The sequence below is a fragment of the Sphingobium xenophagum genome, from assembly GCF_002288285.1.
In the GTDB taxonomy this organism is placed as follows: Bacteria; Pseudomonadota; Alphaproteobacteria; order Sphingomonadales; family Sphingomonadaceae; genus Sphingobium; species Sphingobium xenophagum.
On the sequence record NZ_CP022746.1, the window covers coordinates 315951 to 330816 of the forward strand.

At 61.7% G+C, this 14866-nt stretch carries 13 protein-coding genes; 7 read left to right on the forward strand and 6 right to left on the reverse strand.

Going from position 1 to position 14866, the window contains the following annotated elements; genetic code table 11:
* Nucleotides 1-131 precede the first annotated feature (131 nt).
* From CJD35_RS16350 to egtD, 3 genes are read right to left on the reverse strand one after another with little or no spacing between them, the layout of a single operon-like run.
* Complete coding sequence (locus CJD35_RS16350) at nt 132-1376, reverse strand: MFS transporter (RefSeq protein WP_019054645.1); 1245 nt, start codon at nt 1374-1376, stop codon at nt 132-134.
* Between the two features lie 32 nt (nt 1377-1408).
* Nucleotides 1409-2650, reverse strand: coding sequence for an ergothioneine biosynthesis protein EgtB (gene egtB, locus CJD35_RS16355; RefSeq protein ID WP_095687262.1), 1242 nt, complete (start codon nt 2648-2650; stop codon nt 1409-1411).
* Complete coding sequence (gene egtD, locus CJD35_RS16360) at nt 2650-3648, reverse strand: L-histidine N(alpha)-methyltransferase (RefSeq protein WP_017181834.1); 999 nt, start codon at nt 3646-3648, stop codon at nt 2650-2652. The genes egtB and egtD overlap by 1 nt, the downstream gene beginning before the upstream one ends.
* Nucleotides 3649-4005: 357 nt before the next feature.
* On the opposite strand from egtD, the gene htpG reads away from it, so the two are divergent.
* Both htpG and CJD35_RS16370 read left to right on the forward strand, forming a co-directional pair.
* Nucleotides 4006-5892, forward strand: a complete 1887-nt coding sequence (gene htpG / locus CJD35_RS16365; RefSeq protein ID WP_026002170.1) for a molecular chaperone HtpG — start codon at nt 4006-4008, stop codon at nt 5890-5892.
* 3 nt (nt 5893-5895) lie between these two features.
* A complete protein-coding gene (locus tag CJD35_RS16370; protein ID WP_095687263.1) occupies nt 5896-6777 on the forward strand; it encodes a Rossmann-like and DUF2520 domain-containing protein in 882 nt (293 codons plus the stop codon).
* 152 nt (nt 6778-6929) lie between these two features.
* Here the strand turns inward: CJD35_RS16370 and desA are convergent, their stop codons facing one another.
* Nucleotides 6930-8330 (reverse strand): syringate O-demethylase, encoded by a 1401-nt coding sequence (gene desA / locus CJD35_RS16375; protein WP_017181837.1) that lies wholly within the window; start codon nt 8328-8330, stop codon nt 6930-6932.
* Between the two features lie 40 nt (nt 8331-8370).
* Nucleotides 8371-9105: an alpha/beta fold hydrolase gene (locus CJD35_RS16380; RefSeq protein WP_017181838.1), complete on the reverse strand. Its 735-nt coding sequence runs from the start codon at nt 9103-9105 to the stop codon at nt 8371-8373.
* A 116-nt stretch (nt 9106-9221) separates the two neighbouring features.
* Here CJD35_RS16380 and CJD35_RS16385 point away from each other — a divergent pair, with 116 nt between their 5' ends.
* From CJD35_RS16385 to CJD35_RS16400, 4 genes are read left to right on the forward strand one after another with little or no spacing between them, the layout of a single operon-like run.
* Nucleotides 9222-10091, forward strand: coding sequence for a methylenetetrahydrofolate reductase (locus tag CJD35_RS16385; RefSeq protein ID WP_017181839.1), 870 nt, complete (start codon nt 9222-9224; stop codon nt 10089-10091).
* Between the two features lie 29 nt (nt 10092-10120).
* Nucleotides 10121-10975, forward strand: a complete 855-nt coding sequence (gene purU, locus CJD35_RS16390) for a formyltetrahydrofolate deformylase (RefSeq protein WP_017181840.1) — start codon at nt 10121-10123, stop codon at nt 10973-10975.
* A 2-nt stretch (nt 10976-10977) separates the two neighbouring features.
* Complete coding sequence (locus tag CJD35_RS16395; protein ID WP_017181841.1) at nt 10978-11841, forward strand: bifunctional methylenetetrahydrofolate dehydrogenase/methenyltetrahydrofolate cyclohydrolase; 864 nt, start codon at nt 10978-10980, stop codon at nt 11839-11841.
* Nucleotides 11834-12190, forward strand: a complete 357-nt coding sequence (locus tag CJD35_RS16400) for a dihydroneopterin aldolase (RefSeq protein ID WP_017181842.1) — start codon at nt 11834-11836, stop codon at nt 12188-12190. The genes CJD35_RS16395 and CJD35_RS16400 overlap by 8 nt, the downstream gene beginning before the upstream one ends.
* Here the strand turns inward: CJD35_RS16400 and CJD35_RS16405 are convergent.
* The gene (locus tag CJD35_RS16405; RefSeq protein WP_241763588.1) at nt 12187-13506 is read right to left on the reverse strand and encodes an MFS transporter; all 1320 of its coding nucleotides are present in this window, start codon (nt 13504-13506) and stop codon (nt 12187-12189) included. The genes CJD35_RS16400 and CJD35_RS16405 overlap by 4 nt on opposite strands.
* A gap of 128 nt (nt 13507-13634) precedes the next feature.
* Between CJD35_RS16405 and CJD35_RS16410 the strand changes: the two genes are divergently transcribed.
* Entirely contained in the window at nt 13635-14861 is a 1227-nt protein-coding gene (locus tag CJD35_RS16410) for a Bcr/CflA family efflux MFS transporter (RefSeq protein WP_241763589.1), read from the forward strand.
* Nucleotides 14862-14866 lie beyond the last annotated feature (5 nt).

The window sequence follows — 14866 nt, forward strand, 5'->3', positions numbered from 1 at the left end:
GCCGCCGTCGGCTTGTTACAGCTCAATGCGGGCCGAGCATGGAACCTCATCCTGAATTCTAGACGTCGGACAGTCGATGACGGAACCGATCCTTACCTCATATTGCGAATGACACTCTGGACGGGCGGCAGCTATCGAGCCGCGGGCGCAGTTGTTCCCGCGCTCTGCATCGTTCTGGCCAGTACCAGACCGGACGCGACAGCGACCGCGCCAATCATCACGCCCGGTGTTGCAGGCGAATTTGACCAGTTCTGAAGCAGATATGCCGCATAGGGGGCGGCACCGCCGAACACAGCCGTCGCGGTGGTTGCACCCAGCGCCAAGCCGCTGAGGCGGACGCGCGCGGGAAATTGCTCAGCCGTTGCCACGGCACCCACGGCGCTCACCCCGCCTGCCAGCGCGGCCAGCAACATGACGGCGAGCAGGGCGGGCATCCGGTCGCCATGGGCAATGAGCGAGAACATCGGCACCGACAGCGTGGCGCATAATCCGCACAAGCCCAGTAAAACCGGCCTGCGGCCAATGCGATCGGACAACCATCCGATACAGGGCGTCACCAGGATGACAACGAGCGCCGCAACGGTCGAAAGTTCCAGCGCCGCCGCTTCGTCCGCCGATTGGACCAGACTGACGAAGGAAGGAACATAGGTAATGCCGACATAATAGGAAATCGAACCGATCGCCGATATCGCAAAGCCGATGCCGATGCCCCGGCGCTGGTTCAGCAAGGCGTCGCCCATCGGCGAACGGCTTGAGGCATTCAAACCTCTATCCGATATGAAGGCAGGCGGTTCGGGAATCATCTGTCGGACCAGCCAAATCCCGGCAGCCAGGGCGGCACCAAAAAGGAACGGTATGCGCCAGCCCCAGCTATCAAGGCTTTCCTGCGGCAGCGCGTTGGTGAGCCAGGCGCAGAGCCCGACAGCCAGCAGCCCGCCAATTTCGCTCGCGGCTGCCGCGCTGGACGTCACAAGACCGCGCCGGTGTTTGGGTGCTGTCTCGAACAAATAGGTCACGACCGCTGGATACTCGCCGCCCACGCTAAAGCCCATGAGGCAGCGCATCACGATCAGCAACCAGCCCGCACTGGCGCCGATCTGGGCGTGGGTCGGAAGCAGCGCCAATACCAGCATGGAAACCGTCATCAGCGTCATCGATAGGAGCAGGGTAGGCTTACGGCCCCGTCTGTCACCGAACTGACCGAAGGCGATCGCCCCAAGCGGGCGCATCAGATAAGCGATGGCAAATCCCGCGAGCGTTTTGCCCAGACTTTCGCCACCAGCCCCGAAAAACACTCGCGCCAGGGTCGGCGCAAAATAGAGACAGAGTGTGAAATCATACCATTCCACCACCGTGGACAGAGCAACGGCTATCATGGAACGGCGGGGAATGGGTTCGGTGGGGGCAGTCACGCCATGTCTCTGGCCAGCCGCAGTCCCATGAATTGCCAACGGTGATGGGGATAGAAGAAGTTGCGATAGCTTGCGCGCATATGGCCGCGGGGTGTCGCGCAACTGCCGCCGCGCAACACGCACTGTCCGCTCATGAACTTGCCATTATATTCGCCAATCGCGCCATCGGCAGCGCGAAATCCGGGATAGGGACGAAAGGCGCTGCCGGTCCATTCCCAAACATCGCCGAAGAAGGAAGGGGCATCTTGCGCCGGACGCGGGCGGATGTCCCCGGCCCTATCCAGCAAATTGCCGCGATCTGGATCATGCTGCGCAGCCGCCGCTTCCCATTCGGCTTCGGTCGGCAGCCTCGCTCCAGCCCAGGTGGCAAAGGCATCCGCTTCATAAAAGCTGACATGACAGACAGGAGCAGCCGGATCGACGGGATTGCGGCCCGATAATGCGAAACTGGTCCAGCCATTTTCACCATCCGCCCAATAAAGAGGGGCCTGTATATCGTTAGCCTGACGCCAGGCCCAGCCATCGGACAGCCACAGACGCGGATCATCATATCCCCCGTCTGCCATGAAGGCGAGCCAGTCCGCGTTGGTGACCTGTCGATCGGCGATCTGATGCGAATGCAACAACGCGGTGTGGCGCGGTCCTTCACAATCGAACGCGAATTCCCGGCCCCCGGTCGTGCCAGCGCCGATTTCGACCAACCCCTCTTTACCGTCCAACCAACTGAGCGGGCCGGGCTGCCCGTGAGGCGCGCCACTTTCGCGCGGCCAGAGCGCATCCTCCAGCGGGTTGAGGGAGAAGGCGTGAAGAATATCCGTCAGCAACAATTCCTGATGCTGCTGTTCATGCTGACACCCCAGGTCCACCAGCGCCAGCACTTGCGGCGAAAGTTGCCCGATTGCGCGATCCATCGCCGCATCCACCGCGGCGCGATAGTCAAGAATGTCGGCAAGCGAAGGGCGCGACAACATGCCACGCGCCGCGCGCGCCAGTCGCGCGCCTTCAGCTTCATAATAGCTGTTGAACAGAAACGGCCAGTCCGCACGATAATGGCGATAGCCCGGTACATGGTCGCGCAGGATGAAGGTTTCGAAAAACCACGTCGTGTGCGCCAGATGCCATTTGGCCGGCGACGCATCGGGCATGGATTGTATCGTCGCATCCGCGTCCGAAAGCGGGTTTGCCAGGTCTCCGGTCAGTTTGCGGACAGAATGGTAGCGATCCTGCGCAGCGCCCATCAGCCCGCCACGCGCAGCAGGTGAACGCTGAACAAGGCGTCCTCGTCCGTCCATACGTCGACGCTATCGAACCCGGCTTCTTTGGCAAGAGAGGCAAATTCGCCGATTGTATATTTGTGCGAATTTTCGACATGGATCGCCTCGTCCCGCGCGAAATCGAAAGACCGGCCATCAAGCCTGACCGTCTGATCGCGACGACTGACCAGCGAAATTTCGATATGGCCAGGCTGGCTGACATAACGAGCGCGATGCGCAAAGGCGCCAGTGTCGAAATCGGCGGCCAATTCCCGATTGGCGCGATGCAGAAGGTTGAGACTGAACTGCGCCGTTACTCCTTGTGCATCGTCATATGCATCCTCCAGCAGGGCGATGTCCTTCTTCAGATCGACGCCAATCAGCATCAGGCCATCCTGGCCCAGGCGCTGGCTCCATCGGCGCAAAAACGCACGCGCATCATCCCGGTCGAAATTGCCGATGGTCGATCCGGGGAAGAAGCAGACGTCGCGCAAATTCCCGCGCGTCGGCAGATCAAGCTCTCCAAGATAATTGCCGCAAACCGAATCGACTTCGATAGCGGGATAGCGCGTCCGCACGGCGGCAGCCGCCGACGCAAGCGGGACAGGCGATATGTCGATACAGATATAGGCGCGCACCTGCTCCATCGCATCAAGCAGGATTTCGGCCTTGCCGCCCGATCCTGCGCCCAATTCTATAAAGCGTATGTTACCGCGGATCGTCTCAGCGATCGCCTTTGCATGCGTCTCCAATATCCGCCGCTCGGTTCGCGTCGGATAATATTCCGGCAGTTCGCAAATACGGTCGAAAATTGCCGATCCCGCTGCGTCATAGAGGAACCTGCACGGGATCGCCCGGTCCGGTCTGGACAATCCCTCCACCACTGCCTGTCGAAATTCGGCTGTATCAGAGACGGGCGCAGGGGTGACCAGATCGATCAGCGTTTCATCATTTTCGATCGCATTGCGCGCCATATTGTACATGCAGAGTTCCTGTTAGCTTCAATGGCCGGGGATAAAGCGTGATTCATATCTGAGCCAACAGGAAGGACCGAGCGAGGAAAGCCGTTGGCAACAGAGGAGTCTCATTGTCCTGTTGTGGTTCGATTACAAAGACCCGCGTGGAAGTCGAAATAGCAAAACGATCGCCACGCGATAGCGTTCCCCGGTATGTGACAGGCCAGTTGTTCCAGACCATTTGTCGGTTGCTGCAATGGCGACATCGCGCCTTCCATGTCGTGGACAATGCAGCAACGATACCGGAGCGATGGCCCCAATCTTGCAAAAATCCCATGTCACCGCCATCTCCCCGCTGCATCGTGACATAAGGGGAGTAACATCGTGACCACCGAGACTGCATCGCGGCCTGAGACCCACGCCTTTGAGGCGGACGTGTCAAAGTTGCTGCACATGATGGTGCATTCGGTCTATTCCGACCGCGACGTCTTTTTGCGCGAATTGATTTCAAACGCAGCCGACGCCTGTGAGAAGCTGCGTTATGAAGCCATTGCCACGCCTTCGCTGCTGGGGGACGATCCGCAACCGCGCATCAGCCTGACGCTGGATGCTGACCAGGGGCGGTTGACGATCGAGGATAATGGCATCGGCATGACCGCAGCGGACATGGGCGAGACGTTGGGGACGATCGCGCGGTCCGGAACAAAAGCGTTCATGGACAGGCTGGCAGCGGACGCAGGCAAGGCGGATTCGCAATTGATCGGCCAGTTTGGCGTTGGTTTCTATTCAGCATTCATGGTGGCACGCGAGGTGGAGGTCTTTTCCCGCCGGGCAGGCGCTGACGATGCGGCATGCTGGCGTTCCGACGGGCTGGGAACCTATACGATCGCCCCCGTGGACCTGGACGATGCGCCGCAACGCGGCACCCGCGTCGTCCTCCATCTGCTCGATGATGCCAAATCTTATGCGGAGCGATCAACCGTAGAGCGGATCGTCAAGGCGCAGTCTGGCCATGTGCCCGTGCCTATCACCCTGTTCGAAAAGGCCGATAGCGAAGGCGCGCTTGTCGCCGATGGCGCTGCATTGTGGCTGAAGCCCCGTTCGGAGATCAGCGAAGCCGACTATGCCGACTTCTACCGCAGCGTTGCCGGGCAATATGATTCACCTGCACATACCATTCACTATAGGGCCGAAGGACGGTTTGAATATTCGGTCCTGACGTTCATTCCGCAGACCAAGCCGTTCGACCTGTTCGATCCCGACCGCAAAGGGCATATCAAGCTCTATGTGCGCCGGGTCTTCATCACGGACGAAGCACCTGTATTGCCCCGCTACCTTCGCTTCGTACGCGGGCTTGTGGATTCAACCGATCTGCCGCTCAACATGTCGCGCGAGATGATCCAGGACAGCCCGGTCTTGGCAGCCATTCAAAAGGGCGTGACGGGCCGCGTGTTGAACGAGCTGCAGAAACTGGCCGATAGCGACAGCGAAGCATATCTGCGTATATGGGAGAATTTCGGGCCGGTTCTCAAGGAGGGCCTTTATGAGGATTTCGAGCGGCGCGACACGCTGCTTGGTCTCGCCCGCTTCAAGACCACGACGTCTGGTGATGACTGGCGTTCGCTCAAAGATTATGTCGCGGACCTGCGGGAGAACCAGACGGCCATCTACTATGCCACCGGCAGCGATCTGGATCGGCTCTCAACATCCCCGCAGTTGGAAGGTTTCCGCGCCCGCGGCATAGAGGTGTTGCTGCTTCCTGATCAGGTCGACAATTTCTGGACCTCGATTGGTGTCGACTTTGACGGCAAACCGTTCAAGTCGGTGACCCAGGGCGGTGCCGATCTTACCCTCATCCCACTGAGCGACGGTGCCCCATCGTCCCCTCAGGCAGAGGCGGGCGCGCTGGATAGCTTCATTGCCTTTGCCAAAGAGGCGCTCGCCGGATCCGTATCCGACGTGCGGGTGTCGGAGCGGCTGACAAGCAGCGCGGTCTGCCTGGTCGCGTCGGAAAGTGGGATGGATCGACAATTGGAGAAGTTGCTCGCCAATGCCGGGCAGCTGCCACAGGCAAGCCTGCCTGTGCTGGAAGTCAATCCCGGCCACCTGTTGATCCAGAAGCTCGCGACGACTGATGATGCGAATGCGATGAAGGCCGATCTGGCCCATCTACTGCTGGATCAGGCGCGGATCGCCGATGGTGAGCAGCCGAGCGATGTCCGGGCGTTTGCGGAGCGGCTCGACAGGCTCATGCGCCGCGCCGTCGATTAGGCCATGGCCGCGCGGGCACCTTATCGACGGATCGGGATCATAGGCACTGGCCGGGTTGCTGCGGCAATCGGGCTGGCGCTTGTCCGCCAGTCTGGCGACCCACTCCATATCTGGGGCCATAATCCGGCAAATTCGGCCGCTCTTGCCGCATCAATCGGCCGGGCCAGTGCCGTGACGCAGTTGGCCGATATAGGCGATGGGTGCGATCTGATCATTCTGGCTGTCTCGGACGATGCGCTCGAACCTTGCATCCATCAACTTGCAGCGGTTGCCGGATCGGCGCCGGCCTTTGCCTTCCATGTCAGCGGACGCAGTGGCGCAGGGATACTGGCCCCGCTCGATGCCAAGGGCTGGGGTACTGCGGCTGTCCATCCGGCCATGACCTTCACTGGCGATCCGATCGCCGAGGCGCAGCAGATGATCGGCGCGCGTTTCGCCGTGACGGCCAGCACGGCGCAGTCTGTCGCGAAGGCGCGGGCCATAGTCGCGCTGCTGGACGGCGTGCCAGTCGAGATCAGCGAAGCGCACCGACCGCTCTACCATGCCGCGCTCTGCCATGGCGCCAACCATCTGGTTACTCTGATTGTCGGCGCCACAGAAGCCTTGGCGGCGGCAGGCGTTGACGATCCCGCAGCGCTGCTGGCGCCGCTTGCCCGCGCCGCGCTGGCGAATGGGCTCGGAAAGGGCATGGCTGGCCTGTCGGGTCCGCTGCTGCGCGGCGACGCAGCAACGATCGGCGGGCATCTGGTCGCCTTGCGACAGGACTGCCCCCCTCTCCTGTCACCATATCGTGCCATGGCCTCCGCAACGCTTGACGCGCTGGAAAGGGCGGAGGGATCAAGCGGGTCTGATGCCTGTCGCTCGCTTCTGGAAACGGATGAATGATAGCGCAGATGATGGATGCGCCACCCTTTTGAGCGAGTGGTAGTTGGCGGAAATCACCGGCAATGACGCTTCTGGCCCAACCGACATCTGCCCCAAATGGAAACGGGGGACGCCTTTCGGCATCCCCCGCTCCTCCCGCTCACAAGGAGTGATCAGGCCTTCTTGGTGCGCCAGCCGTCGGCATAATTGTCACGGGCAGCTTCCGAATAAGGGACCGAGGAAACGATCGCCTTGATTTCGGTTTGGACGTGAGGCTCGACGGTCGGCTTGGAGGTGCCGCCATTGGGTTCGCCCCAAAGCAGGGTCACTCCGGTGCCCGGTTCGGCGAACTCGGCATCGACCATCGCCAGCGCCAGGAAGCGACCTGCGTTGATGGTATAACCGATCCAGGTGGACAGACCGATGGTCTTGCCGTCCTTCAGCACTGCGTCATAGGGATGCATGCAGTAGACCGCGCTGGGGAATTCAAGGAACTTGGCCTTGTCGCCGGTCTGGAGCATCGAGCTCATGACGCGGACAATATCTTCATTGTCCAGTGCCAGCGTCACCTTCTGGCGATGCGGCTTGTCCTTGATCTTTTCCAGCGCTTCGCGGCCGATGAAGTCATGGTCGAACTTGACCATGATGCCATAGCCCAGCTCCCACGGGTTGAGATAATAATCCTCGATATTGTCCGACACGAAGCTGCCGCCGAGCGAACACATGCCTTCATAGGATTTGGCGGGCAGCCATTCGCGGAACGCCTTGGAGCCTTCACCGGTATAGGTGGCGGGCAGCGGAGACGGGATCCAGCCCGATTCCAGCGTGTTCGAGGAATAGGTGCGGCCGCCGCAAAGGGTGAGGCCGTAATCCTTGCCTGCTTCGATCAGCGCATTGCGGACGGTGTCATAATCCTTCCAGGGACCAAACAGCTCGTAACCGGGCTGGCCGGCCATGCCGTGGCGCAGCGCGCGCACTTCGACGCCCGCGATCATGATCGGCGCCATGTGGAAGAATTTGAGATCCGGCGGGGTCTGGCCCATCGCCTTTTCCAGGACGGGCATGGCGTTTGGCCCCTGCAGCTGGAAGCGATAGTTGCGACGGTAGCCCTGCTGGTCGAGCGGGCGGGCCGCAGTACGCTCGTCGCGTTCGACCTTTACGTCCCACTTGCCGGTCGAGGCCCAATATTCGACCCATTCGATCGAGGGAGCGCGGCCGACCAGCTCGAACTTTTCTTCTTCGAGATAGAAGAGAATGACGTCGCCGATGACATAGCCTTCGGGCGTGACTGGAGCGAACTGCTTGGCGCGGTTCGGCACGAAGCCCTTGAAGCTGTTGGGGGCGAGATAGGCCAGCATGTCGAACGCGCCGGGACCGGTGACGAGCAGGTCGACCATGTGGAAGCTCTGGTTGAACAGGACCGAGCTTTCCGCCCAGCTGCGCTGTTCATCGCGCCAGTTGCTATATTCGCCCGGAACGCCCGGATAGGCGTTCGGGCCGACCTGCTGGTTACGCAGGAATTCAACGATGTCGCCCTTTTCGTCGAGCAGTTGTTGCAGGGACTTGTCGGTCATTCAAACCTCTCCTTTGGGATGATGTGCAATGTGACGGAAATCATGGGGTCGGGGCGATGGCGAGCCATTCCCCGACCAATTGGTTGAAAACCTGCGGCGCTTCGGCGGGCATCATATGGCCTGCGCCTTCGACGATGCGCAGTTGCGCGCCGGGAATGGCAGCCACGATCGCTTCATGCTGGACGACCGGCGACCACTGGTCCTGGCGACCGACCATGGCGACAGTCGGACACGCAATGGTCGGCAACAGCGCATCGACTGACGGACGATTGAGCAACGCCTCGATCTGCGCCTCGAACGTTGCAAGGCCAGCTGAGACCGCCATGGCGTAGAGACTGTCCATAAGCGGTTCGTTGCGAAGGCCAGCGAAGCCCATCATCGGCGGCAGCCAGTTCGCGACCAGCGCGGCCATGCCCTGTTCGCGGCCAAGATCGCGCAGCGCATAGCGCGCGTCGCGTTCGCCCGGCTTGGGGCCATGAACGCCAGTATCGACCAGCGCCAATCGCTCGACCCGGTCAGGCGCCTTGCGCATGACTTCCAATGCAATGCGCGCGCCCATGGAATGGCCAAGTAGCGAGACGCGCGCTGGCATACGAGCAAGCACATAATTTGCCATCGCCTCGATCCGGTCGCAGCCGGCATAAAAACCGTCAATCACCTGGGCTTCGGGGAAAGCCGACAGCAGTTCAGCAAACATGCGCGAATCGCACATCAGCCCCGGAAGGATGATGAGCGGTGCGGCTTTGCTGCCCCGATAGGATGATTTCGTATCCATGAAGTTTTCATCTATACGAATGTTTACGGATAGGCTAGGGGAAAAATGCGCCGGGGAGAGGCACGCCGCATCCGTTTTGCGGGCCGCCCCTGATCGAACGCTACCGGGAGAGAGACATGAGCCTGCCGTCGATCCATCCAAACTGGGATTTGCCGCCAAAGGGCATGACCGATGGCTATTCGCTGGAAATCACGGCGAAAGACATTGACGCTCTGCGCGAAGCAGCGCCTGCCATGGCCCCTGAAACCCCAGTCGCCGTGACCTTTCTGCCGGGCGAATCGCTGGAGGCGCGAATCGAGGCCGCACGGACGGTGCGGGCTCTGGGCTTTGAACCGATGCCACATTTTTCCGCGCGCAGGCTGGAGTCGGGCGACGATTTCGAGGCCTATCTGGCGGCAGTCGTGCGCGAAGCAGGCGTAACCCGCTGCTTCATCATCGCTGGCGATCCGCCTGAAGCCGCCGGTCCCTATTCAGACAGCATGTCGCTGATCCGTACCGGTGCGTTCGAGCGCGCCGGGATCAAGGCGATCGGCGTCGGGGGTCATCCTGAAGGCCATCCCAATATGACGCCTGACCAATGTTTCGACATATTGATCGCCAAATGCGCGGAAATCGAAGCGCGCGGCATGGCCCCACTGATCGTCACCCAGTTCAGTTTCGACGCGGCGCCAGTGCTGTCCTGGCTGGAAGAGTTGCGCGGGCGGGGCATAGATGCGCCGGTACGCGTAGGTATTCCTGGGCCTGCCGGCATCAAGACGTTGATGCGCTTTGCCGCACGGTGCGGCGTGGGGGCTTCGGCTTCGGTGCTGACCAAATATGGCATTTCGATCACCAAGCTGATCGGCACCGCGGGCCCAGACAAGCTGGTCGACGCCCTTGGCAAAGGGCTGGGAAGCCAGCATGGCAAGGTTCGGCTGCATTTCTATCCGTTCGGCGGCCTCGCCCGGACGGTCGAATGGATTAATAATTACACAAAAAGCCGCTAAGGGCGGCAAGACTTGAGCGGAGAAGCGATGTGACCGAGATTTGCACCCTGACCCTGCAATGCGACGACCGGCCAGGCCTGGTGGCCGATGTTGCCGGCTTTCTGGCGCAGCAGGGCGGCAATATTACCGACGCCCAGCAGTTTAACGACAAGCTGACCGACCGCTTTTTCATGCGGGTGGAGTTTGAAGCGGCCGACGACAGCGTGGACGGGTTGCGTACGGCCTTCACCAATGTGGCGCAGAAGCGCGGCATGGAATGGAGCCTGCGTCGCCGCAGCGAACGGCAGAAGGTTCTGCTGCTGGTCAGCAAGTTCGACCATTGCCTGGGCGATCTTCTGTATCGCTGGCGCATTGGCGAACTGGACATGGATGTCGTGGGCATCATCTGCAACCATCCGCGCGAAGCGCTGACCATATCGCTGATCGGAAATATCCCGTTCCATCATCTGCCGGTGACAAAGGACACAAAGGCGGAGCAGGAAGCGCAGATCAAGGCGATCGTCGAGGAAACCGGCGCGGACCTGATCGTGCTGGCACGCTACATGCAGATATTGAGCGATGATCTGGCGGGATTCGTGTCCGGCCGATGCATCAACATCCATCACAGCTTCCTGCCCGGTTTCAAGGGCGCCAAGCCCTATCATCAGGCGCATGAGCGTGGGGTCAAGATGATTGGTGCAACGGCGCATTATGTGACCGCGGACCTGGATGAAGGTCCGATCATCCATCAGGATGTCGAGGCGATCGGCCATGCCGATACGCCCGACGATCTGGTGCGCAAGGGCCGCGACATTGAACGGCGTGTGCTGGCAAGCGCAGTGCAGCATCATCTGCAAGGTCGGGTGTTCCTGAACGGCGCCCGCACCGTCGTATTCAAGGCCTGACCATGGCGCAGGTCATTGACGGGCGCGCGATGGCGCGCGCCCTCTCGGACGAAACCGCCGCACGGGTGGCGGCGCTGGTCGACCGGACCGGCCAGCCACCCGCGCTGGCGGTTGTGCTGGTCGGCGACGATCCGGCGAGCCATGTCTATGTGCGCCGCAAGATCAGCGAATCTCGCCGCGTGGGCATTACATCGATCGAACATCGATTGCCGGTCGATTGCCCGCAAACAGAGTTGCTGGCGCTGATCGACGCGCTGAACGCAGATGCCGGCGTCCATGGCATATTGATACAGCTGCCCTTGCCAGCCGGTATCGATGCGGCGCTGGTGCTGGACCGGATCGACCCGGCGAAGGATGTCGACGGATTTCACCCGGTCAATGTCGGACGCCTGTCCACCGGGACCGGGGGGCTGGTGCCTTGCACGCCGCTGGGGATCATGAAGCTGCTCGACAGCGTGATCGAAGATTATCGCGGTTTGAACGCGGTGGTCATCGGCAAGTCCAATATTGTCGGCAAGCCTGTCGCCATGCTGTTGCTGGAACGGGAGGCGACAGTCACCGTCACCCATATAGAAACGTTGAACCTGCCCGACATTGCACGCAAGGCCGATATCATCGTTGCCGCCGCTGGTGCGCCCAACCTGGTGCGCGGCTATTGGGTCCGCCCCGGCGCGATCGTGATCGACGTGGGGATCAACCGCATCACCAGAGATGACGGCAGCACGCAAATCGTGGGCGATTGTGCCACCCATGAACTCGACCATGCCAAGGCCGTGACCCCGGTACCGGGCGGCGTCGGACCCATGACTATCGCCTGCCTGCTCAGCAACACCGTGCTGGCAGCCGAAAAGAGCGAAGATGCCTGAGCCAATCTGCACCACCCGCGTCAAGGTGCGCGACCTGCCCTTGCTGGCCGATATCGGCATCAACCCTGACGAGATCGGCCGTCGCCAGCCGCTGGTAATCTCGGTCGACCTGCTGCTGTCTGCCGATCGGGTGGACGGGATCGGCGACACGGTCGATTATCGCAAGGTCGCGCAAGCGGCCGAGGATCTGGCCCTGGTCCACATTCCGCTGATCGAGACATTCGCGCAGAAGCTGGGCGAGCGCTGCCTGGAGTTTGCCTGCGTGGTCGAGGCGCAGATCAGGGTCGACAAACCCTTTGCGCTGACGCGGGGGCTGGCAGGCGTCGAGGTGACGGTGCAACGCGCCTAATTTTCGTCGGCAGGGCGAATCCGCGAGGCTAGCAGGACCAAAGCGGCGATGCCCGATCCCAGCGCCAGCAGCAGGGAAGTCGTCCCCCGCCCTGCCCCGGCCGCGAGCAACTGACCCGCTGCGAAGGGGCCAAAGGCAGCGCCAAAGCGCCCGAAGCCTATGACCGCGCCAGTGCCTGTCGCGCGCAGGGTGGTCGGATAGACATTGGCGATGAGCGCGTAGAGGCCAACCACCGACCCGTTGGACAGAAAGCCAAGGACGAAGGCCGCGCCCTGAAGCAGGACAAGTTCAGGTGGCACGGCGCCGAAGGCGGCGACCGCCACCGCTGCGCCCGCAAGACCAAAGATGACGAGCGGGCGCAGGCCGAGGCGGGGTGACAGCAGGCCCAGGACCAGCCCGCCGATCGCGCCGCCCGAATTCATGAATACCGACACGATCGTCGCACGCGACGGATCGAAACCCAGCACCACCACCAGCGAGGGCGCCCAGCCAAGCGCATAATAGAAAGTCATCATGTGCAGGCCATACATGACGATCAAAGCGATCGTTACGACGCGATAGCGATCGGCAAACAGGGACCGCATGGAGGCTTTGGGTTCCTCAAGCGCGATCAATTGCGCGGCCTGCGGCTGGCCCAGGCGTCGCAGGATCGCGTTGATCCGCGCCAGTGCATTCGGACCACCGCGCGTCGCCAGCCAGCCGATCGATTCGGGAAGAAACGCCAGCACGAGCGGCACCATGGCCAGCGTCGCCACGCCGCCGAACAGGAAGATCGCTTCCCATCCGTGCGTCCGCAACAATTGCGCCGCACCCCAGCCGCCGATGATGCCACCGACCGGATAGCCTGCCGCCATGATGCTGACGGCGAGGTCGCGGCGGCGGCGATTGGCAAATTCCGCCGACATGGCGTTGATCGCCGCCAGCATCGCGCCCAACCCCAGGCCGGTCAGCACGCGCAGAAGGCCAAGCGACACCACGCCCATGGCAAAGGCGGAGGCGAACATGCCGATGGTCATGATGCCAAGGCAGAGCAATATCTGGCGGCGGCGACCGATGCGATCGGCCAGTTGGCCCAGCGTCAGCGATCCGATGACCATGCCGACAAGTCCGGTCGACACGATGATGCCGATCGCCCCCGGCCCGACCGCCCAGTCCTTCGCAATGCCCGGCGCAGCGAAGGTAACGGCCAGCACATCGAAGCCGTCGAGCGCGTTCAGGAGAAAGCAGACAGTGACTGCGACAATCTGCCGCAGGCGCATCGGGCTGTCGGCCATGATGCTGCGCGGATCGTCCGCTGGCAGGGTGGCGATGGCCATATTCATTCTCTCCTGTCGCGCCATGCGGCCCGTATGACGAATTTGTATGCTGATGACACAATTAGGCGATCCTGCACGCTTGCACCAGCCCCATGATGAATGTAACGATCGTTATTAAATGGGAGAGGGTGCAGATATTTATGGGCGAGGCGAGCCGGACCATGGCCGGAGAAAGCGCACAGCCAAGCCTGTTGCTGGGGATCGGCTTTGGCCTTTTGTCATCGCTTGGCCCCCTAGCGATCGATCTCTATCTGCCCGCCATGCCTGGCATGGCGCGCGAAATGGCGGCGGATAGCGGTGCGGTGCAGCGGACCTTGTCTGCCTTTTTCCTGGGACTGGCGCTAGCGCAAATTCCCTTGGGCACGCTGGGGGACCGTTTCGGACGACGATGGCCGCTGATCGGCGGACTTATATTGTTCATCCTCGCGTCAACGGCCTGCGCGCTGGCCACAAGTCTGGAACAGTTGATCGTCTTTCGCTTCTTGCAGGGGATGGGCGCGTGCGCGGGGACGTCGAGCGTGCGGGCCATGATACGCGACCGGCACAGCGGGCATCGCGCTGCGCAGTTGATGGCATTCACATTCCTGGTGATTGGCATATCCCCGGTACTGGCTCCGCTTGCGGGGAGCTATTTGTTGCAGCTCACCAGCTGGCGCGGGTTGTTCGGGCTGCTGGCGGGCGGCGGTCTGATTGCCATATTGGCGGTGCTGCTGTTCCTGCGTGAAACGCTGCCACCGGAGCGGCGGCAGGCGCGCCAGTCGATGCTTCGATCCTATGGGGATTTGCTGGCGACGCCCGCCTTTATTGGCTGGACCCTGGTCGCCGGGCTAGCGACGACCATCCCCTTCGCCTTCGTAACGGCCGCGCCTTTCATATTCAGCCTTGGCTTTGCCCTGAGCGCGCATGAATATAGCCTGTTGCTGGCCCTCAACGCCGGCACATCGATCATCGCGACGCAATTCGCGCCGGGCCTGATGAAGCGTTTGGGCGCAAGGCGACTTGTGCTGACCGTAGCGACGATTGCCCTTGTCGCCACCGCTGCGATTGCGCTGGCGGCGATGAAACAGCCCGTCGCGCTGCCGCTTTTCCAGCTCTATTCCATGTTGCTATTTGCGATAGCGGGCCTGATCCTTACGCCAGCTGCGATTTCGGCGCTGGATGCGGCAGCGGGTGGCGCGGGCGCGGCGGCAGGCCTGCTAGGCACGCTGCAACTGGCGATCACGGCGCTGGCCAGCGGGATCGTGTCGCTGCTGCCATCCCTTTCCATATTGCCGCTCGTCAGTGTGCTGGGCGGCGCCTTCGCCATCATGTGGGTGACGGCCGGGTTGATCGGTCCGCGACAGGCGCGGGCCTGATCAAT

Excerpts from the sequence above, each read along its gene's own strand:
- CJD35_RS16380 (WP_017181838.1), bottom strand. The coding sequence starts at position 9,105 with ATGGATACGAAATCATCCTATCGGGGCAGCAAAGCCGCACCGCTCATC.
- CJD35_RS16385 (WP_017181839.1), top strand. The coding sequence starts at position 9,222 with ATGAGCCTGCCGTCGATCCATCCAAACTGGGATTTGCCGCCAAAGGGC.
- CJD35_RS16395 (WP_017181841.1), top strand. The coding sequence starts at position 10,978 with ATGGCGCAGGTCATTGACGGGCGCGCGATGGCGCGCGCCCTCTCGGAC.
- CJD35_RS16405 (WP_241763588.1), bottom strand. The coding sequence starts at position 13,506 with ATGGCCATCGCCACCCTGCCAGCGGACGATCCGCGCAGCATCATGGCC.
- egtB (WP_095687262.1), bottom strand. The coding sequence starts at position 2,650 with ATGGGCGCTGCGCAGGATCGCTACCATTCTGTCCGCAAACTGACCGGA.
- CJD35_RS16400 (WP_017181842.1), top strand. The coding sequence starts at position 11,834 with ATGCCTGAGCCAATCTGCACCACCCGCGTCAAGGTGCGCGACCTGCCC.
- CJD35_RS16350 (WP_019054645.1), bottom strand. The coding sequence starts at position 1,376 with ATGATAGCCGTTGCTCTGTCCACGGTGGTGGAATGGTATGATTTCACA.
- desA (WP_017181837.1), bottom strand. The coding sequence starts at position 8,330 with ATGACCGACAAGTCCCTGCAACAACTGCTCGACGAAAAGGGCGACATC.
- egtD (WP_017181834.1), bottom strand. The coding sequence starts at position 3,648 with ATGTACAATATGGCGCGCAATGCGATCGAAAATGATGAAACGCTGATC.
- CJD35_RS16370 (WP_095687263.1), top strand. The coding sequence starts at position 5,896 with ATGGCCGCGCGGGCACCTTATCGACGGATCGGGATCATAGGCACTGGC.